Annotated in this window: 21 protein-coding genes; 12 read left to right on the forward strand and 9 right to left on the reverse strand. The window is 74.7% G+C overall.

Annotated elements, in window-relative coordinates; translation table 11 throughout:
• Window positions 1-59: 59 nt before the first annotated feature.
• The 3 genes from IRQ30_RS00630 to IRQ30_RS00640 are packed head-to-tail and all read left to right on the forward strand — an operon-like array spanning window position 60 to window position 2,145.
• Window positions 60-956, forward strand: coding sequence for a LysR family transcriptional regulator (locus IRQ30_RS00630; protein WP_193611147.1), 897 nt, complete (start codon window positions 60-62; stop codon window positions 954-956).
• A 9-nt stretch (window positions 957-965) separates the two neighbouring features.
• Window positions 966-1,664 carry a hypothetical protein gene (locus tag IRQ30_RS00635; RefSeq protein WP_193611148.1) on the forward strand — a complete coding sequence of 233 codons (699 nt, stop codon included), beginning with the start codon at window positions 966-968 and terminating at the stop codon, window positions 1,662-1,664.
• Window positions 1,665-1,674: 10 nt separating this feature from the next.
• Window positions 1,675-2,145 (forward strand): hypothetical protein, encoded by a 471-nt coding sequence (locus IRQ30_RS00640; RefSeq protein WP_193611149.1) that lies wholly within the window; start codon window positions 1,675-1,677, stop codon window positions 2,143-2,145.
• A gap of 12 nt (window positions 2,146-2,157) precedes the next feature.
• Here the strand turns inward: IRQ30_RS00640 and IRQ30_RS00645 are convergent, their stop codons facing one another.
• Both IRQ30_RS00645 and IRQ30_RS00650 read right to left on the reverse strand, forming a co-directional pair.
• A complete protein-coding gene (locus IRQ30_RS00645) occupies window positions 2,158-3,795 on the reverse strand; it encodes an ATP-binding cassette domain-containing protein (RefSeq protein WP_193611150.1) in 1,638 nt (545 codons plus the stop codon).
• 135 nt (window positions 3,796-3,930) lie between these two features.
• Entirely contained in the window at window positions 3,931-5,139 is a 1,209-nt protein-coding gene (locus IRQ30_RS00650) for a serine hydrolase domain-containing protein (protein ID WP_193611151.1), read from the reverse strand.
• Window positions 5,140-5,338: 199 nt separating this feature from the next.
• Here IRQ30_RS00650 and IRQ30_RS00655 point away from each other — a divergent pair, with 199 nt between their 5' ends.
• Complete coding sequence (locus IRQ30_RS00655) at window positions 5,339-5,839, forward strand: hypothetical protein (protein WP_193611152.1); 501 nt, start codon at window positions 5,339-5,341, stop codon at window positions 5,837-5,839.
• 18 nt (window positions 5,840-5,857) lie between these two features.
• Window positions 5,858-7,390: a flotillin family protein gene (locus tag IRQ30_RS00660; RefSeq protein WP_193611153.1), complete on the forward strand. Its 1,533-nt coding sequence runs from the start codon at window positions 5,858-5,860 to the stop codon at window positions 7,388-7,390.
• A 7-nt stretch (window positions 7,391-7,397) separates the two neighbouring features.
• Here the strand turns inward: IRQ30_RS00660 and IRQ30_RS00665 are convergent, their stop codons facing one another.
• Genes IRQ30_RS00665 through IRQ30_RS00685 form a run of 5 tightly spaced genes read right to left on the reverse strand, consistent with a single transcriptional unit; the run spans window position 7,398 to window position 10,748 of the window.
• Window positions 7,398-7,961, reverse strand: coding sequence for a hypothetical protein (locus IRQ30_RS00665; RefSeq protein ID WP_193611154.1), 564 nt, complete (start codon window positions 7,959-7,961; stop codon window positions 7,398-7,400).
• The gene (locus IRQ30_RS00670) at window positions 7,954-9,225 is read right to left on the reverse strand and encodes a hypothetical protein (RefSeq protein ID WP_193611155.1); all 1,272 of its coding nucleotides are present in this window, start codon (window positions 9,223-9,225) and stop codon (window positions 7,954-7,956) included. The genes IRQ30_RS00665 and IRQ30_RS00670 overlap by 8 nt, the downstream gene beginning before the upstream one ends.
• Window positions 9,222-9,974: an ATP-binding cassette domain-containing protein gene (locus tag IRQ30_RS00675; protein WP_193611156.1), complete on the reverse strand. Its 753-nt coding sequence runs from the start codon at window positions 9,972-9,974 to the stop codon at window positions 9,222-9,224. Before IRQ30_RS00675 ends, IRQ30_RS00670 begins: the two co-directional genes overlap by 4 nt.
• 7 nt (window positions 9,975-9,981) lie before the next feature.
• Window positions 9,982-10,476 carry a hypothetical protein gene (locus tag IRQ30_RS00680; protein WP_193606724.1) on the reverse strand — a complete coding sequence of 165 codons (495 nt, stop codon included), beginning with the start codon at window positions 10,474-10,476 and terminating at the stop codon, window positions 9,982-9,984.
• Window positions 10,473-10,748 (reverse strand): helix-turn-helix transcriptional regulator, encoded by a 276-nt coding sequence (locus IRQ30_RS00685; RefSeq protein ID WP_193611157.1) that lies wholly within the window; start codon window positions 10,746-10,748, stop codon window positions 10,473-10,475. The genes IRQ30_RS00680 and IRQ30_RS00685 overlap by 4 nt, the downstream gene beginning before the upstream one ends.
• A gap of 217 nt (window positions 10,749-10,965) precedes the next feature.
• Here IRQ30_RS00685 and IRQ30_RS00690 point away from each other — a divergent pair, with 217 nt between their 5' ends.
• From IRQ30_RS00690 to IRQ30_RS00715, 6 genes are all read left to right on the forward strand, one after another.
• Entirely contained in the window at window positions 10,966-11,352 is a 387-nt protein-coding gene (locus IRQ30_RS00690) for a hypothetical protein (protein WP_193611158.1), read from the forward strand.
• A gap of 44 nt (window positions 11,353-11,396) precedes the next feature.
• A complete protein-coding gene (locus tag IRQ30_RS00695; protein WP_227466756.1) occupies window positions 11,397-11,849 on the forward strand; it encodes an ImmA/IrrE family metallo-endopeptidase in 453 nt (150 codons plus the stop codon).
• Window positions 11,846-13,108: an AGE family epimerase/isomerase gene (locus IRQ30_RS00700; RefSeq protein WP_193611159.1), complete on the forward strand. Its 1,263-nt coding sequence runs from the start codon at window positions 11,846-11,848 to the stop codon at window positions 13,106-13,108. The genes IRQ30_RS00695 and IRQ30_RS00700 overlap by 4 nt, the downstream gene beginning before the upstream one ends.
• The gene (locus tag IRQ30_RS23965; protein WP_338089503.1) at window positions 13,105-13,791 is read left to right on the forward strand and encodes an acyltransferase; all 687 of its coding nucleotides are present in this window, start codon (window positions 13,105-13,107) and stop codon (window positions 13,789-13,791) included. Before IRQ30_RS00700 ends, IRQ30_RS23965 begins: the two co-directional genes overlap by 4 nt.
• Window positions 13,792-13,893: 102 nt before the next feature.
• Window positions 13,894-14,280: an STAS domain-containing protein gene (locus IRQ30_RS00710; RefSeq protein WP_193611160.1), complete on the forward strand. Its 387-nt coding sequence runs from the start codon at window positions 13,894-13,896 to the stop codon at window positions 14,278-14,280.
• Between the two features lie 15 nt (window positions 14,281-14,295).
• The gene (locus tag IRQ30_RS00715; RefSeq protein WP_193611161.1) at window positions 14,296-14,922 is read left to right on the forward strand and encodes a hemerythrin domain-containing protein; all 627 of its coding nucleotides are present in this window, start codon (window positions 14,296-14,298) and stop codon (window positions 14,920-14,922) included.
• A gap of 16 nt (window positions 14,923-14,938) precedes the next feature.
• Here the strand turns inward: IRQ30_RS00715 and IRQ30_RS00720 are convergent, their stop codons facing one another.
• The gene (locus tag IRQ30_RS00720) at window positions 14,939-15,568 is read right to left on the reverse strand and encodes an NADPH-dependent F420 reductase (protein ID WP_193611162.1); all 630 of its coding nucleotides are present in this window, start codon (window positions 15,566-15,568) and stop codon (window positions 14,939-14,941) included.
• A 148-nt stretch (window positions 15,569-15,716) separates the two neighbouring features.
• Between IRQ30_RS00720 and IRQ30_RS00725 the strand changes: the two genes are divergently transcribed.
• Complete coding sequence (locus IRQ30_RS00725) at window positions 15,717-17,975, forward strand: SpoIIE family protein phosphatase (RefSeq protein ID WP_193611163.1); 2,259 nt, start codon at window positions 15,717-15,719, stop codon at window positions 17,973-17,975.
• Here the strand turns inward: IRQ30_RS00725 and IRQ30_RS00730 are convergent, their stop codons facing one another.
• Entirely contained in the window at window positions 17,976-18,752 is a 777-nt protein-coding gene (locus IRQ30_RS00730) for a putative protein N(5)-glutamine methyltransferase (RefSeq protein ID WP_193611164.1), read from the reverse strand. It abuts the gene before it with no gap.
• Between the last annotated feature and the right edge of the window lie 31 nt (window positions 18,753-18,783).

The following is an 18,783-nucleotide window of genomic DNA, read 5'->3' on the forward strand; positions in this document are numbered from 1 at the left end:
CGGGGCCCTTAGGTATCCGTCAGTTGTCGAAGGCGACTCTTAGCGCTTCTAATGGGTTGATGGATCCCCGACGCGTCCTCGTCTTCCGCGCGGTGGCGAGGAGCGGCTCGCTGAGCGCCGCGGCGCGCGAGCTCGGCACCACCCAGTCGGCGGTGAGCCAGCAGCTGCGCCAGCTCGAGCGCGAGGCCGGCAGCCCGCTGCTGGTGCGCACGAGCCAGGGCACCCGGCTGACCGAGGCCGGGGTCGCGCTGCTGGCCCGCGCGGACACCGTCCACAGCGCGCTGCACCAGGCCGGCGAGGAGCTGGGCGCGCTGGCCAGCCTGCGCACGGGGAGCGTGCGGCTGGCGTCGTTCCCCTCGGCCGCCGCGACGCTGGTGCCGGCCGCCGTCCGTGCGCTCCGCGACGACCACAGCGGCGTCCAGGTGACGCTCGTCGAGGTCGAGCCCCCGGAGGCCTGGACCGCCGTCCTCTCCGGCGACGCCGACGTCGCGCTGGTGTTCGGTTACGACGGGCCGCCCGACGACGACGGGGCGCTGAGCTGGGTCCCGCTCGGCATCGAGCCCCTCCACCTCGTCCTGCCGCCCGACGCCGGGGCGCCGGCGCGCGTCGGGCCCTCGTGGCTGCGCGAGCAGGGCTGGGTGGCGGGGTGCGAGCGGTGTCGCCGGCACCTGGTCGACAGCTGCCGCGCGGCCGGCTTCGAGCCGCGGCTGCTGCACGAGAGCGACGACTACGTGGTCGCGCAGAGCCTGGTCGCGCACGGGCTGGGGGTCACCGTGCTGCCCCAGCTGGCCCTCACCGCGTTCCGCCACCCCGACGTGGAGGTGCGGCCCTCGTCGGGGTTCGGCGAGCGGCACGTGGGCATGGTCCACCGCCCTGGCGCCGAGGGCGTGCCCGCGATCCGGGCCCTGATGGAGCGGCTGCAGCCGGGGGCCGCTCGCGTCCTGCGGCCCCGCTAGCGTGTCGTCATGGTGACCAGCCCCCGGTCGGACGGGCCGCTGCTGCGCGTGAGCGTCCGCGGTCGCTGGCGCGACGGCACCCACGACGTGCGTCGCCGGATCCTCGAGGAGGCCGACGAGCACGAGCTCGCTGCGCTTCTCGCGGAGTCCCTCGGCCACGGCCCGGCCACCGGCCTGACGGCCGCACCGCTGGTGGCCGGTGCCGAGCTCGCGGGAGCAGGGCCCGACTACGCGCTGTGGCTCGCGATCGACCGCGACGTCGTGTCCGACGCCGGGGTCGACGAGCCGGTGGCGCCGGCGGTCGGGGTCGCGTGGGCCGTGGTGGAGGCGCTCGGTGGCGAGGCCCCCACCTCCGTCGAGGTCGGGGTGGTGAGCCCTCTCGACGGCGCGTCCTCGCGCAGACGTCTGTGGTCGACGGGTCTCTGGCTCTCCTACGTGACGGGCCCGGTGGCCCCGGAGATCCCTGCGGTGGTCACCGTCGCCTCCGGCTCCCCGATCCCGGAGGCGGCCGTCGAGCGGCTGGTGCGGGCGGTGTCGCAGGAGACGGCGGCCTTCCCGCTCGACTCGCTCACGGTCGCCGACGACCGTCGGCGCGCCGAGCTGCGGTTGTCGCTGCCGGCCTGGGACCGCCAGGTGGCCGGCTACCTCGCGGCGCACGCGGCGCACGCGCACGACGGCTCCTTGACAGCGACCGTGGCGCGCGGGTGATCATGCGGGCATGTCTCGGATCCTCGTACGGCTCGCCCTCGCGGCCGCCGCCCTCCCCCTGCTGACCCTCGCGCCTCCCGCCGGCGCCGCCCCGGCCGACGAGCGACCGGCGACTGCTCAGCGCGCCCCCGCCGTTCATCAGACGGTGCCCCAGATCGTCCGCGAGAAGCCGGCCGAGACCCTGCGCACGAAGGGCTGCTGGCGTCGCATCTCCGGTCTGCCGGCCTCCCAGACCGCCCGGGTCAAGGTGTGGATCGAGCGCCTGACGGTCGCGGGTGACTGGGTGCATGTCGGCGACTCGACGACCTCGACCATCCTCTCGGGCTGCGGCACGGGCAGGACGACGATCCACTCGATCGGGTGCAACCGCTCGGTCAACAAGTACTCATACCGCTCGCGGGTCGACGTGGACCTGGTGGGCCGGGCCGACAGCCCCGAGGTCGGAGTGTCGCCTGTCCGCGAGATCCAGTGCTTCGTCTGAGACTGGCCGCGATCAGCCGGGGGTGACGCGGCCGGCGTCGACGTGCCAGCGCTGGTCGAGGCTGACGTTGTCCAGCAGGCGCCGGTCGTGGGAGACCAGCAGCAGCGCGCCGTCGTACGCCGCCAGGGCCTGCTCGAGCTGCTCGATGGCGGGCAGGTCGAGGTGGTTGGTCGGCTCGTCGAGCACCAGCACGTTGACCGCGCGGGCCTGCAGGAGCGCCATCGCCGCGCGGGTGCGCTCGCCGGGTGACAGGCGGCCGACGAGCGCGCCGACCTGGTCGGCCTTGAGGCCGAACTTCGCCAGGAGGGTGCGGGCGTCGGCGGGGGAGAGGTCGGGCACGGCGGCCTCGAAGGCGTCACCCAGGGTGGCGTCCTCGGGGAGCACCGCGCGGGCCTGGTCGATCTCGCCCACGGCCAGCGACGCGCCCTGGGAGGCGCGGCCGGCGTCGGGTGCGAGCTGGCCGAGCAGCAGGCGCAGCAGCGTGGTCTTGCCCGCGCCGTTGGGCCCGACGATGCCGATCCGCTCGCCGGCGTTGACCTGCAGCGAGAGCGGCCCGAGGGTGAAGTCGCCGCGGTGCACGCTCGCCTCGTCGAGGGTGGCCACGACCGTGCTCGACCGCGGGGCGGCGGCGATGTCGAAGCGCAGCTCCCACTCCTTGCGCGGCTCCTCGACCTCCTCCAGCCGCGCGATCCGCGACTCCATCTGGCGGACCTTCTGGGCCTGCTTCTCCGACGACTCGCTCTGCGCCCGCCGCCGGATCTTGTCGTTGTCGGGGCTCTTCTTCATCGCGTTGCGCACACCCTGCGAGCTCCACTCGCGCTGGGTGCGCGCCCGGGAGACCAGGTCGGCCTTGGTGTCCGCGAACTGCTCGTAGGCCTCGCGCGCGTGGCGGCGCACCACCGCGCGCTCCTCGAGGAAGGCGTCGTAGCCGCCGTCGTAGACGCGCACCTGCTGCTGCGCGAGGTCCAGCTCGACGACCCTGGCGACGCACCGGGCGAGGAACTCGCGGTCGTGCGAGACCAGCACGATCCCGGCGCGCAGCCCGGTGACGAGCCGCTCCAGGCGCTCGAGGCCGTCGAGGTCGAGGTCGTTGGTGGGCTCGTCGAGCAGCACCACGTCGAAGCGGCTCAGCAGCAGCGCGGCCAGGCCCACGCGGGCGGCCTGCCCGCCGGACAGCGAGGTCATCAGCGCGTCGGTGCCCACGTCGAGCCGCAGGTCGCCCAGCACGGCCGGCATCCGGTCGTCGAGGTCGGGAGCGCCCGACGCCAGCCAGTGGTCCAGCGCGGCGGCGTACGCGTCGTCGGCGCCGGGAGCGCCGGAGCCGAGGGCGGCGGCCGTCTCCTCCATGGCGTCGGCCGCGGCGGCGGCACCGGTACGGCGGGCGAGGTAGCCGCCGACGGTCTCGCCGTCGCGCCGCTCGTGCTCCTGCGGGAGCCAGCCGACGAACGCGTCGGACGGGGCCGTCGACACGGTGCCGGCCAGCGGCTCGGCGTGGCCGGCCAGCAGTCGCAGCAGCGTCGTCTTGCCGGCGCCGTTGGCCCCGACGACCCCCACGACGTCGCCCGGGGCGACCGTCAGGTCGAGGCCCTCGAAGAGCGTGCGGTGGGCGTGTCCCCCGGACAGGCCCTTGGCGACCAGGGTGGCACTCACGTGCCGATCGTAGGAGGAGGGGCCGAGACGGCGAGGAGCCAGTACCAGCATCTGCTGGTACTGGCTACGTTCTGGGGCGTTCGGACGGCCCAGAACCTCGCCGGTACCAGCAGATGCTGGTACCGGTCCCGCGGGTCAGGAGCGGCAGAGCGCCGCCTCGGTGGCCGCGCTGACGGCCTCGAGCATGTCCATGCCGGTGGGGAGCGCGTTGACGGTGACCACGGCCCAGCGGCCGTCGCTGGTCGCCAGGTTGCGTGTCTCGAAGCCCTGGATGTCACCACCGTGTCCCCACGCCACCACGCCGCAGCTGGTCGTGTAGCGCGCGAGCCCCAGGCCGTAGCGCCAGCCCGGCTCGGCGTCGAAGCCCGGTGCCCGGACCGTCCTCTGCATCTGCCTCAGCTGGGCGGCGGGGAGCAGCCGGCCGTCGAGCAGCGCCCTCATGAAGCGACCCAGGTCGCGGGGGGAGGCGACGAGCTGGCCGGCGGCCCAGCCCAGCGAGGGGTCCATGCGGGTGAGGTCGTGCCACCGGCCGCCGGGCTCGTCGGCGAGGTAGCCGCGCGGGTGGCTGCCGCGGATGCGCTGCTCGCCGACGCCGGGCCAGTAGGTGTCGCGCAGCCCGATGCGCTTGATGATGCGCCTGGTCACGAGCTCGCTGATCGGGCGCTTGGTCACGCGCTCGGCGAGGAGGCCGAGGACGACGTAGTTGGTGTTGCTGTACTCCCACCTGGCTCCGGGCCGGAAGTGCCGGCGCTCGGCGAGCGCGGCGTCGAGGAGCTGGCGGGGTTCGTAGTAGGTGTGGGCGACCGAGCGCATGGTGCCGCCGGCGTCGATGACGAGGGTGTCGTAGTCGGGCAGCCCGCTGGTCTGCTGCAGCAGCTGACGCACGGTGATCCGGCGGCCGTCGTTGCCGTGGCCGCGAACGACGCCCGGCAGGTAGCGCTCGACCCTGGCGTCGAGGTCGACGCGGCCCTCGCCCACGAGCTGCAGGACGACCGTGGCGGTGAACATCTTGGTGTTGCTCGCGATCCGGACCCGCGAGTCGCGCGGGATCGGCTTGCCGGTGGCGAGGTCGCCCACGCCGGCGCGGTAGGTGCGGACCGCGCCGTCGCGGCCACGCACGGTGGCGGTGGCGCCCGGGAAGCCGGAGCGCGAGACCAGCCGGTCCAGGTGGCGCTGGACGACGCGCGCACCGGACGCCTTCACGGTCGCGGCCGCGGGGGCCTGCTCGAGTCTGGCCTCGACGCTGGGCGCGGCGACGGCCGCGCCGGCCGGCGGCGCGAGGACCGAGAGGGACAGCCCGGCGACCAGGGCGACCAGGCCGGCGCGGGGGATGAGGGACGTCATCGGGATCACTCCAAGGGGGTAGGGGAGGTGGTGTCCTCCACGCTGCCGGGGCGCGGCGGCGCTTCCCATCCGGTGAGCCCCCCTCTTGGGGGTGCAGCTGGCTCCACCCCGCCACCGACCCGGGGTTTCGCCGACCTGCCCGCTGGGGGATGCTGTGGTCCCCGCAGGCAGGCGGGAGGAGTCGTCCACGGGAGCTGAGTTGACCTTGCTGGTGATCGGGCTGATCGGGCTCGTGGTGCTCGGGATCTCCCTGGTCGCGGGCGACCTCTTCGACGGTGCGCTCGACGCCCTGGCCGGCGACGTCTTCTCCAGCGCCGTGCTCGGCGCCTTCGTGGCAGCCACCGGCTTCGGCGGCGCGGCGACGCAGGCCGCCGGAGCCCCGCTGCTCGTGGCCCTGCCCGTCGGTCTCGTCGCCGGCGTCGCGTTCGGCTGGTTCGCCTACTGGCTCACGCGCCTGATCCGTGACGGCGGCAGCGACGCCACCCTCACCATCGACGACACCATCGGCCGCGACGGCAAGGTCGTGACCGGCATCCCCGCCGAGGGCTTCGGCGTGGTCACGATCCTGGTCGGCGGGCACACCATGCGGCTCAACGCCCGCGCCGACCAACCGCTCGACCCCGGCACCCAGGTCCACGTGACCAGCGTGCTCTCGCCCACCGCCGTCACCGTGGCGCCGGTCTGGCAGCCCCTCGGCTGACCTCGAAAGGAACCCCCCATGGACTTCTGGCTCCCGATCGGCGGACTCGTCCTCCTCGTCCTCCTGCTGGTGCTGCTGGTGACGAGCCGCTACAAGGTGGCCGGGCCCAACCAGGCGTTCATCGTGACCGGCCGCAAGGGCAAGGCCGTGCTCAACCCGGAGACCGGCGCGCTGACGACCGACCTCTCCGGGCAGAAGGTGATCCTCGGTGGCGGCACCTTCGTCATCCCGTTCGTCCAGAAGCTCGCGACCCTCGACCTGTCGTCGCGGCGGATCTCGGTGCAGATCCGCGGCGCCGTGTCGGGGCAGGGCATCAAGCTGAACGTCGAGGGCGTGGCGATCGTCAAGGTCGGCGGCAACGCCGACCAGATCCGGCTGGCCGCCCAGCGGTTCCTGAGCCAGCAGCAGGACGTCGAGGCGTTCACCCAGGAGGTGCTCGCCGGCGCGCTCCGCTCGATCGTGGGCGGGCTCACCGTCGAGCAGATCATCCGCGACCGTGCGGCGTTCGCCCAGCGCGTCGCGGACGAGTCCGAGAACTCCCTCACCGGCCAGGGCCTGATCCTCGACACCTTCCAGATCCAGGACGTCACCGACGACGGCAGCTACCTCGCCGACCTCGGCCGCCCCGAGGCGGCCCGGGTGAGCCAGGCCGCGCGGATCGCCGAGGCCAACGCCCGCCAGGCCGCCGAGCAGGCGACCATCGCGGCGGAGCAGGAGATCGCGGTCTCGCAGCGGGCGCTGGCGCTCAAGCAGTCGGAGATCCAGGCCGAGACCGACGCCGCCGCGGCCACCGCGTCGGCAGCCGGCCCACTGGCCCAGGCCGACCGCGACCAGGCGATCCTGCTGGAGCAGGAGAAGGTCGCCGTGCGCCAGGCCGCCCTCACCGAGCGGCAGCTCGAGACCGAGGTGCGCAAGCCGGCCGACGCCGCGCGCTACAAGGTCGAGCAGGAGGCGGAGGCCAACCGGTCCGCCGAGATCGCCCGCGCCGAGGCCGGCCGCGCCGCCACGATCGCGGCGGCCGAGGCGAGCGCCGAGCAGACCCGGCTCAGCGGTGAGGCGGAGAAGTCCCGCCGCTCGGCGCTGGCCGAGGCGGAGGCGATCGAGGGCGCCAAGCGCGGTGAGGCCGAGAAGGCCCGGCGTACGGCGGAGGCCGACGCGACCCGCGCCGAGGGCGAGGCCACCGCGGCCGCCACCCTGGCCGTGGGACAGGCCGAGGCGGAGGCGATGGACAAGCGGGCGGAGGCGTTCGCGCACTACAACGACGCGGCGGTGCTGCAGATGCTGATCGAGGTGCTCCCGCAGATCGCCCGCGAGGTCGCGGCGCCGATCGCGGCCATCGACCAGCTCACGGTCATCTCGTCGGACGGGGCCGGCGCGCTGCCGCGCCAGGTCAACGACAACGTCGTGCAGACCCTCAACATGCTCAAGACCTCGACCGGCCTGGACCTCGAGGCCCTGATCAAGAAGTCGATCAGCAAGGCGGCCGAGGGCAGCGGGCTCGCCACCACCGACGCGGTGGGGGGCGCCTCGGCGGACGGCGCGGGCCGCTGACCACTCGTCAGCGGCGAGGACATCGGGAGCGGTGCACCCGCCACGTCCCTGCAGCCACGAACACCAGCCCGCCGAGCACCAGCGCGGCGACGGCGCTCGTGAGGGCCACGTCGCTCCCGTGGGCGCCGCGCTGCTGCACCCACCACAGCCAGGCGTAGGACGCCGCCAGGACCGGCACCCAGAACCACGCATCCACGGCGGCGACGGTCACGGCGCTGCCGGCGAGAAAGACGACCAGCACCAGCGCACGCGCCAGCGTCCAGGCGGTCAGGGTCAGCGAGACGAGGACGAGGGTGCCCGCGACCTGCACGACGGCGTAGCGCAGGAGCAGCACCCGCCACAGGGGACGTACGGCGCGCAGGGTGAGGTCGGGGGTCTGGTCGACCAGCGGCGAGGCCAGCAGCAGCGCGGCCGCCGGCGCGGCCAGGTCCAGCGCCGGGATCTCGGCGGCGAACGCCGGCAGGCCGACGTAGGTGGACGCGGCGAGCTGGACGGCGCCGGCGAGGGCCAACGCCGTCAGCAGGGTGCGGGGGGCGCCCCACGCCCGCAGCACCGCCAGCCGGCTAGACACCCGCGGGCAGCCGGAGCTCGTCGAGCCGGCACGCGCGCAGCCGGTCGTAGGTGCCGAGGACCCAGGGGCGCTGCTCGTCGGTGCCGGAGGCGAGCCAGGCGCGGTCCTGGTCGTCGGCACCCGGCTCGAGGAGCCCGGCGTGCACCAGCAGCCAGCGCGCCAGCAGCCGGCGGGTGTCGAAGGAGGCCTCGGGCGGGGGGACGTCGCCCCGGTAGGCGGGGCAGTCGGCCGGGGTGGCGAGGGACCGGGCGACGGTCTCGTCGGAGACCTCGCCGGCCAGCTCCTCCTCGACGAACAGCTCCAGCGCGCCGTCGCCGTCGCCGGCCGGGGCGCCCGGCCGGTGCTGCACCCAGCGCGGGGGCAGCTCGATCCCGATCTCGGTGAGGGCCACCGCCTGCTGCTCCATGCGCCGGACCAGGTCGTCGAGGGGGCGCGTCGTCTCGCGGGCCAGGCAGACGCGAGGCGCCTGACCGCGGCAGACCAGGGCGGGGTCGGCGAGCGGGCGGGTGGTCTCGTGGGTGCCCCGGCCCAGGGCGACGTAGCAGGCGCCCCCGCCGAGCACGAGGACGAGCACGACGGCGCGGGCGCCCAGGGACCGCCACACGGCCGCGCGGTCCGAGAGGGTCAGGAGCCCGGCGGCGATGCCCAGCGCGGCGCCGGCCTGCAGGAGGTGCGTCGCGACGTCGAAGGTCTCGCCGGCGTAGGAGCCGGTGAGGCCTCCGGTGCGGAAGACCTCGGGGATCACGCCGACCGCGCCCAGCACGCCCAGGCCGAACGTCGCCGCGGCGGCCACGGGGGCCAGCCACCGGCGCCGCCCGAGCCCGCCGAGCAGCACGCCGACCGCGACCTGGGCGGCCAGGACGCACAGGGCGGGCACCAGCACCCAGAGGGTCCGGGGGAACGGCGCCGACCCGGCCGCCTGTGCGGCGACCGTGACGCCCAGCGTGGTGACGAGCACGGCGGCCGCGGCCAGGCACCAGGTCGCGAGCGCCGGGCGGAGCCACGGCCACCAGGGTCGTCGCGCGGTCTGGACGAGGGGCTCGACGCCGGAGGTCGTCAGGCGCACGTAGGCGGTGCAGGCGACGCCCGCGGCGACCGGACCGACGAGGGTGAGGCTGAAGGTGCCGCGGTCGAGGGCGAGCTTCCACGACCCGAGCCAGTCCGTGCCGTGACTGAGCACCGGGACCAGTCCGGCGAGCAGCATCCCCGCGAACGTCAGCACGACCGTGCGTCGGTCGCCGAGCCAGACGAAGGTGCGCGTCATGCCCGCCCCCGCGCGAGCGTGGCGAGGAACGCCAGCTCGGGCGAGCGCTCCGGCCCGCCACGCTCCGCGACGAACGCCGTCGTGTCGCCGTGGTGGAGCACGCGGCCCTCGTCGAGCACCACGATCCGTGCGGTCATCCGCTCGACGTCCTCCATCACGTGGCTGCTCAGCACCGTGACGGTCGCGGCCGGCAGGTCGAGGAGCAGTGCGCGCAGCCCGGCGCGCTGCTCCGGGTCGAGACCGGTGGTGGGCTCGTCCAGGAGCAGGACGGCGGGCTCGGTGACGAGCGCCGATGCCAGGACCAGGCGACGTCGCATCCCACCCGAGAGCCGGCGGACGCGCTCGTGCCGGCGCGGCCCGAGACCGACGGTCTCGAGCAGCTCGCGCTCGCGCGGGCCCGCGACCCGTCGCGGGACGCCGCGCAGCCAGCTGACGTAGGAGAGCGCGTCGGCGACCCGGAGCTCGCCGGGCAGGTCGAGCGACTGCGGCATCAGCCCGATCCGCCCGACGAGCTCGCGGCGCTCGCGGCCGTAGAGGTCGGCTCCGTCGAGCGTGACGGTGCCGTGCTGGGGCCGGCAAGCTCCGGCGAGGGTGAGCAGCAGCGTGGTCTTGCCCGCGCCGTTGACCCCGACCAGGCCCGTCGCGCCCGGCCCGAGCGCGAGCTCGTCGAGGTCGACCACGTCGACGGTGCCCGGTGGGTAGCGGCAGCGCACGTCGACGGCACGCAGCGAGGGGAGGGCGTCGTCCACGGTCGGCTCAGAGGTCGAAGGTGAAGAACGGCCGACGACTGCAGGCGTCGGGGCTCCAGGCCTGGTCCTCGCAGACCTTCGAGTGCACGCGTCCCTTGGAGGCGTCGGCGTGGCTGCTGGAGTAGTCGTCGCTGTCGTACTGGTCGACCCAGCTGCCGCTGGCGGTGCGCGAGCTCTGGTCGGTCTTGCCGCTCTCGGTCCAGGACTCCCCGCTCTGGTCGGGGACGCGGTAGGTGTAGTTGGTCTGGGTGTAGACCCCGTCGCCGCCCTCGCGCGGGTCGCGGTAGTGGGTGTGGTTCTTCAGGAAGGTGTTCTTCGTGTAGGACGTGCCGTAGGCCAGACCCTGGGCCTTGCCGTCCTCCATGGCCTTGAGCGGACTGGAGCGGGAGTACCAGTCCTCGGAGGCGGCCTGTGCGGCCGGGACCGACGTGACGACGAGGGCGCTGAGGAGACCGGCCGCGAGGACGCGAGGGTCGCGCAGGAGCGAGGTGGTGGGTGTCATGGGTGGTGCCTGCCTTCCGGGTGGGGGTGTGGGGGGCGTGCGTCGGTGTCGTCGGGCCGCGGGACCGCGGGGACGAGGAACAGGAGCTCGAGGGGGACGTCGAGGGCGGTGGCGATGCGGGCGGCGAGCTGGGGGCTGCACGTCGTCTTGTGGCCGGTGACCAGGTGGCCGACCATCGACTTGCTGCACCCGCTCTGCCGGGCGAGGTCGGCCAGCGAGAGGCCCCGGCGCCGGATGGTCGCCGCGAGCATCTCCGGTGAGCTGAGCTGCATGTGACCGTCCTCCGCGGCGCTTGGTCGAGGTCTCTCGGGGTGTTCGCATCGTGACCCGCGCCACGGACGCTGTCAATCGGGTGTAGATGTCTGCTCTACTGCTGGTAGACGCTGCCGGGGGCGTCGAGCGCCGTTCAGGCGCGGGAGCCGCCTTCTCGGGCACAATCGGCGGTAGACGCTTTTCCTCAGCCCGTCCATCGGAGGGATCCGCACGACCGTGTCCACGACCTTCTGGGAGCTGGTGGAGAGCTACTGCGACGACACCGGAGCCACCGAGGCGGCCGTGCAGCGCAGGGCCGGCCTCAACCACGGGACGTTCACCGCGTGGCGTGCCCGCGGGGTCCCGGCGCTGCCCAAGGTGGACGTCGTGGTCGCGCTGGCCGACGCCCTCAAGGTCGACTACGAGGACCTGGTCCGGGCGCTGCTGGTGAGTGCGGAGTACCTGCCGGCCCAGGTCGCCCGGGCCCGCGCGGACGGCCTCGCCGCGGACCGCCCGGCGCTGGCGGCGCGGTCCGGGAGGTCGAGGGGCAGGCGCCTGCGCGAGGAGCAGGACGCCGCGGCCACGCGGCCGCCGTCGTCCGACCGGCCGTCGGTGGAGGGCTGACGACGACCGGAGCGTGTCGGCGGGGGTGGCTAGGGTCGCGGGGCATGGCAGGCGGATGGAATCCGTGGCGGGCGCTGAGCCGGTCGCCCGAGGTGAGCGTGGTCTACGGCGACCCGGGTGAGGGCAACGTCGGGGTCGTCGACCTGCGCTCCCGCGTCATCACGCTGTGCCCGAGCCTGCTGCAGGACGAGCGTCGCTCGACGCTGGCGCACGAGCTGGTCCACCTCGAGCGCGGTACGCCGTGCGGCCCCGGCGACCCCGAGGAGCGCGAGGTGGCGCGGCTGGCGGCCGCGCGGATCATCGCGTGGTCCGACCTCGTCGAGGCGGTGAAGTGGAGCGACGACCTCGAGGAGCAGGCGCGAGAGCTGTGGGTCGACGAGGAGACCGTGCGGGTGCGACTCCACCACCTGACCGAGGCGGAGCGCGAGACGCTGGCGAGGGCCCGGGCCAGTCGTGAGGGACAGCAGGGCGCGGACGCTCCTAGGCTGACCGGATGATCACGACGCACGACCGGCCCACCCCCGGCAGCCCGGCCTACCTCGCCGACCAGCGCGCCGACCTCCTCCGGTTCGCGCGCGGATCGCGGACGGGGCTCGGGTTCGGCTACCTCGACTCCGCCGGCGTCGTCGACCCGGCACGACCGGTGGAGCTGTGGATCACCTGTCGCATGACCCACACCTTCGCCCTGGGGCTGCTGGCCGGCGAGCCGCCCGCTCCCGGGGGGCCCGGTGCCGACGAGCTGGCGTCGCTCGTGGAGCACGGGGTGCGCTCGCTGCGCACGAGCCTGGCCGACGACGCCCACGGCGGGTGGCTCGCCGCCGTCGGCGAGGACGGGGTGGTCGATGCGAGCAAGCAGGCCTACGGCCACGCGTTCGTCGTGCTCGCCGCGGGGTCCGCGACGGCGGCCGGGATCGACGGTGGGGCCGAGCTGCTGCGCGACGCCCTCGCCTGCCTCGACGAGCGGTTCTGGGACGACCGGGAGGGGCTGGTCGTCGACCGGTGGGACCGCACCTGGTCTGAGCTCGACCCCTACCGCGGGGTCAATGCCAACATGCACGCCGTGGAGGCTCTCCTGGCGGCGGGCGACGTCTCGGGCGACCCGACCTGGCATCTGCGCGCCGGTCGCGTGGCCGGCCGGGTCATGGGCTGGGCGAGCGACAACGACTGGCGCATTCCCGAGCACTTCGACGAGCAGTGGCGACCCCTGCTGGAGCACCACCGCGACCACCCTGCCCACCCCTTCCAGCCCTACGGCGCCACGGTCGGTCACGGCCTGGAGTGGGCGCGGCTGGTCGCGGCCGTGGCTCGGACGCTGGGGGAGCGCGCGCCGGCCGGCGCGGCGGAGGCCGCCGTGGCGCTGGCCGAGCGCGCCGTCGCCGACGGGTGGGCCGTCGACGGCGAGGAGGGGTTCGTCTACACCACCGACTGGCAGGGCGCGCCGGTGGTCCGGGCCCGGATGCACTGGGTCGCGGCCGAGGCGGTCAACACCGCCGAGGTCCTCGGGCGACTGACCGGCGACGAGCGGTGGGCCGGGCGCGCCGCCGGCTGGTGGGCCCACATCGACCGCAGTCTGGTCGACCACGAGCTCGGCTCCTGGACCCACGAGCTCGACGCGCACAACCGCCCGGCGGGGGACACCTGGCCCGGCAAGCCGGACGTCTACCACGCCTACCAGGCCGCGATCCTCCCGCTGCTCCCGGTGACCCCGGCGTTCGCGGCCGCGCTGGCCGCGAAGGGTCTAGCCTCTGGCGCGTGAAGCGACGCGAGCGGTGGGCCAACTCCTGGGTGCACGCGGTGTGGGAGCGGGTGCAGCGCGCCGGGGAGATCGTGCCCGGCACCCGCGCCGCCGAGGCGTTCGGCAGCCTCGGGGAGGGCAGCAGCATCGGCTTCCCGGCCGCCACCGTGATGGGCGCCCGGTCGATCCACATCGGCTCCCGGACGCTGGTCGGGCGGCAGGTGACGCTGTCCGTGGGCTACGGCCCCGACGACGCGCGCCTTCCCGCGCGCGGCCTGGTGATCGGCGACCGGTGCGTGATCGGGGCGCGCACCAGCCTGACGGCGCACACCTCGATCGTGGTCGGCGACGACGTGTGGTTCGGCCAGGACGTGTTCGTCTCCGACGCCGGGCACGGCTACCAGGAGCCCGGCGTGCCCATCGGCCTGCAGCTCGGCGAGCACCGACCGGTCACGATCGGCGCGGGCTCCTGGATCGGGCACGGCGCGATCATCCTGCCGGGCGCCACGATCGGGCGGAACGTCGTGGTGGCCGCCGGGTCGGTCGTGCGCGGCGCCGTGGAGGACCACGCGGTGGTCGGCGGCTCGCCCGTGCGGGTGCTGCGGCGCTTCGAGCCCGGGGTCGGCTGGGTCTCCGCCGCAGGTGACCTGCGGCCGGTCCTGCCGCCGCTGGTGCCGGTCGGCGGTCCTCACCCGCGCGGGTGAGAACGCGCCGGAAACGCCGTGGGAGCGCGCGGCGCGTGACATCCTGTGCTGAGCCAGGCCTCCCGGACGCGTCGGGGGGGCTCGCCCGGAGACGAGGTACACATGGGGCACGATCCCAATCCCCCGCTGCCGCTTCCCCTGGAGGTGGTGGTCGAGGACCACGGACGGCACCACGTGGTCCTGCTGCGCGGCGAGGTCGACATGGCCTCGGTCGGCGACGTGCGCACGTGCCTGCGAGAGCTCATGCTCGCCGGCCACACGGACGTCCTCATCGACCTGCGCGGGGTGACGTTCATGGACTCCACGGGTCTCGGCATCCTCGTCGCGGCCCGCAAGCAGGCCCGGGTGTTCCGGGGGTCGCTGGGCCTGGTCGCCCCGAGTCCGCCGGTGGCCCGCGTGCTGTCGCTGACCTCGCTCGACCGGGTGTTCCCCTGCTTCGCCACGCTCGACGACGCCCTCGCCCCGCAGGGCGAGCCGTCCGCTTCCTGACCGGCCGAGCCGGGCGTGGGTGAGGACGGGCACGACCTGCCGCCGGGACTGCAGGTCACGCCGACGCCCGACGACGGCACGCGGCTCAGCGCGACCCGCCTGTGGGACGAGGACGAGCGCCCGCACGTGAGGCCGCCCGACCCCGAGCGGATCTACTCACCGCACGAGCGCGGTCAGGGCCAGCACCTCGTGGACGTCCACGACCACCTGCGCGCCGAGCTCGCGCAGGTGCGCTCGGTCGTCGAGCAGGTCACCGCCGGTGCGCTGGATCCCGGAGCCGCGCGCTCGCACATCAACACCATGACGATGCGCCAGAACGACTGGGCCCTGGGCGCCTACTGCCAGAGCTACTGCCGGGTCGTGACGACGCACCACACGCTCGAGGACCAGATGATGTTCCCGCACCTGCGTCGCGCGGACCCGTCCCTGGCGCCCGTGATCGACCGCCTGGAGCTGGAGCACCACGCGATCCACGACGTCCTCGAGGGCGTGGACCGGGCGCTCGTCGCCTTCATCACCGAGCCCGACGGCGTCGTGCGCCTGCAGGACGCGGTCGATCTGCTGACCGACACCCTGCTCTCGCACCTGTCCTACGAGGAGCGCGAGCTGGTCGAGCCGCTCGCGCGCCTCGGCCTGACCTAGGTCCGGCCGCGAGGGATCAGCCCTGCGCGACGGCCTCGCGCATGGCGTCGGCGGCGAGCTCGGCGCCGTACGCAGGCTTGTCGCGGTCGAAGCGGCGGCCCTCGGCCAGCGGGCCGGCGTCGACGACGTCGAACCCGATCTCGTCGACGAGGCCGGCCACCAGCTGCTTGGCCTCCTCGTCGTCACCCGCGATCGGGATCGCGCGGCGTGCGGGGTCGCCCGGCGGGGTCGCGGCCGAGACGATGTGCGCGGCCTGGATGGCGTTGAACGCCTTGACCACGCGCGACTCCGGCAGGTGCGCGGCGAGGACCTCGCTGACGCTGGTGCGGCCCTCGTCGATGTCGGGCACCCGGCCGTCGCGCTCGAAGTAGTAGTTGTTGGTGTCGATCACGACCTTGCCGGCGAGGGGCTCGACCGGCACCTGCGCGACGTTCTTGAACGGGATCGTCACGACGACCACGTCGCCCTCGGCGGCGGCCTCCTGCGCGGTGGCCGCACGAGCCCGGTCGCCGAGGCGCTCCACCAGGTCCGTGAGCGTCTCGGGCCCGCGGGAGTTGCTGAGCACGACGTCGTGCCCGCTCTCCACCGCCCGCTGGGCGATCGCCGCTCCGATGTGTCCGCTGCCGATGAGTCCGATGGTGGTCATGCCCTCTCCAACGGTGGTGCCCCCCTGGTTCTTCCCCGCGGCCTCATCCGGTCGGGGGTTTCGTCCGGGCCGAGGCATCGAGGACACTGAATCTCGCCGCCGGTACCGGTGGTGCTCGAGCGTGCCCAGGAAGGCGGGACCCGCGCAGGTGACGATCCCCTTGACGCCTCCCGGTGACCACACGCCGGCGTACGCCGCGACCGACCTCACCACCTGCGACACCGAGCCGATCCACGTCCCCGGCGCCATCCAGCCCCACGGACTGCTGCTCGCCGTCGCCGACGAGACGCTGGAGGTGGTGATGGCCTCCGCCAACACCGTCTCCCTGCTCGGCCTGGCCACGGACGACGTCGTGGGCCGGCCGCTCGCGGACGTCCTGGGGCCCCGAGCGGCGCAGCTGGTGCAAGGGCGGGCGGGAGAGGGGTTCCCCGGAGAGCCGCTGGTCGTCGTGCTGGACGAGGTCGGGCGCGGCGAGCTCGCCGGACTCGAGTGCGACCTGCGCGTGCACCGCTCGGGCGCGCGCACGGTGGTGGAGCTCGAGACGGTCGAGCGGGTGCGGGCGACGCCGATGAGCTACCAGTCCGCCCGCAGTGCGATGGCGCGGCTCGGGGCGGCCACCACGGTGATGACCCTGGCCGACCAGATCGCCCGCGAGGTCAGGGCGCTCAGCGGCTTCGACCGGGTGATGGTCTACCGCTTCGACGAGGAGTGGAACGGCGAGGTCGTGGCCGAGGACCGCCGCCCGGACCTGAACCCCTTCCTCGGCCTGCACTACCCGGCCAGCGACATCCCCGCCCAGGCGCGGCGGCTCTACACGGTCAACTGGCTGCGGCTGATCACCGACATCTCCTACGTGCCGGTGCCGCTGACGCCGATCGTCGATCCCGGGACCGGCGCACCGCTGGACCTGTCGCACTCCTCGCTGCGCAGCGTGTCGCCGGTCCACGTCGAGTACCTCTCGCACATGGGGGTCACCGCCTCGATGTCGGTGTCGCTCGTCATCGAGGGGGAGCTCTGGGGGCTGGTGGCCTGCCACCACTACTCCGGGCCGCACCGCCCGCCCCTGGAGGCCCGCTCGGCGGCGGAGTTCCTGGCGCAGGTGGCCTCGCCGATGATCGCCGACCGCGAGCGGGCCGACGACCGGGAGGCGGCGCTCGCCACCCAGGCGATGCTGGCCGAGATCACCGCGCGCGTCTCCGCGAGCTCCGACGACCCGCTGGACTCGCTGCTCGGCGACCCGGCGCTGCTGCCGCTGATGAACGCGACGGGCCTGGCGCTCAACTTCGACGGCGTCGTGCGCACCGTCGGAAAGGTGCCGGACGAGGCGGCCCTGCGCCGGATCGCGACGATCGTCGACCGGCCGGACCGCTACGCCATCCAGAGCAGCAACCTGGCCGCCCTCGACCCCGGCCTCGCGGACCTCGCGCCGGTCGCCTCCGGGGTGCTGCGCATCGGCGCGTCCCCGGACCGGTGGCTGATGTGGCTGCGCCCCGAGATCGAGCAGGTGGTCGACTGGGGCGGCGACCCCACCAACAAGCTGCTGGCCGCCGCCGAGGGACCGCACGTGCGGCTGAGCCCGCGTCGCTCCTTCGAGAAGTGGCGCCAGGTCGTGCGCGGCCACAGCGAGGTCTGGAGCCACTGGGAGGTCGAGGCCGCCGACGTGCTCGGCCGGCACATGAACGGCCTGCTGCTGCTGCGCTCGCGCGAGCAGATCGCGATGGCCGAGTCCCTGCAGCGCCACGTCGTGCTCGACCACGCCCCGGACTTCGCGGGCGTCGACCTGGTGGCGAGCTACCGGCCCGCCACGTCGTACCAGCTGGGGGGCGACTGGTGGGACGCCTTCGAGCTGGCGCCCGGACGGCTGGCGCTGGTCATCGGTGATGTCGCCGGGCACGGCGTGACGGCCGCGTCCGCGATGATGCAGCTGCGCACGGCCCTGCGGGCCTACCTCTTCGAGGGCCACTCGCCGGCCGAGTGCCTCGACCACCTCGACCGCCTGATGGACGGGCTGCTGGACGTGCAGGTGGCCACGGCGGTCGTGGTCCTGCTCGACGTGGCGACCGGCGAGGTCGAGATCGCGAACGCCGGGCACCCGGCACCGCTGCTCAGCGCTCCCGGGAGCGCGCGCGAGGTCGACGGCGACGTGCGGCCCCTGCTGGGCGTGGGGGAGGGGGTCGCCCGGTCCGTGCGCCTGACGCTGCCGGTCGGGACCACGCTGCTGCTCTACACCGACGGACTGGTCGAGCGCCGCGGCTCCGACATGGTCGAGCGCACCGACCGGCTGCGCGCCATCACCTCGGCGACCACCGACGGCGAGCCGCTCCAGGACCTCGTCGACCGGGTGCTCGCCATGCAGGAGAGCGGCGCCGACGACGACACGACGCTCCTCGCCGTGCGTCGCGCCTGATCAGCCCGGCCGCTCGCCGCTGACGGCGCAGCCGGCGATCTCGTCGTCGTGGTGCACGCGGGCGAGGAGCCCCGCGCCGGAGACGAGCGCGGCGGTGCGGGCGGCCTGGTCGCGGCCCGTCTCGACGAGCAGCACCCCGCCGGCGGCCAGCCAGGCGGGCGCCTCGAGGACGAGCCGACGCTGGACGTCGAGGCCGTCGCTCCCGCCGTCGAGGGCGAGGCGGTGCTCGTGGTCGCGGGCCTCCGGCGGCATCGACGCGATCGCGGTGGTCGGCACGTACGGCGCGTTCGCGACGAGGACGTCGACCCGGCCCCGCAGGTGCGCGGGCAGCGCGTCGAAGAGGTCCCCGGCGTGCACCCGGTCCGGCGGGAGGTTGCGGCGGGCGCAGGCGACCGCGGCCGGGTCGAGGTCGGCGGCGTGGACGTCGATGCCCGGCTCGCGCGCCCGCAGGGCGGCGCCGAGCGCGCCGCTGCCGCAGCAGAGGTCGACGACGACCGCACCCGGAGCCAGCCGGCTCGCCGCCAGGCGCAGCAGCAGGGAGCTGCGGCGACGCGGCACGAAGACGCCGGGCGCGACGGCGTACCGGCGACCGTCCAGCTCGGCCCACCCGACGACCTGCTCCAGCGGCAGCCCGGCGACCCGCGCGGCGGCCATCGTCTCGAGGCGCTCGGCGTCGTCGCCGGCCTCCTCGACGAGCAGCGCCGCCTCGTCCTCCGCGAACACGCAGCCGGCGGCCCGCAGGCGCGCGGTGAGCGCGTCGAGCGCCTCGGTCGTCACGCCCGCATCGTGCCACCCGTCCGCCCGACCC

It is taken from the genome of Nocardioides lijunqiniae, from assembly GCF_015024225.1.
In the GTDB taxonomy this organism is placed as follows: Bacteria; Actinomycetota; Actinomycetes; order Propionibacteriales; family Nocardioidaceae; genus Nocardioides; species Nocardioides lijunqiniae.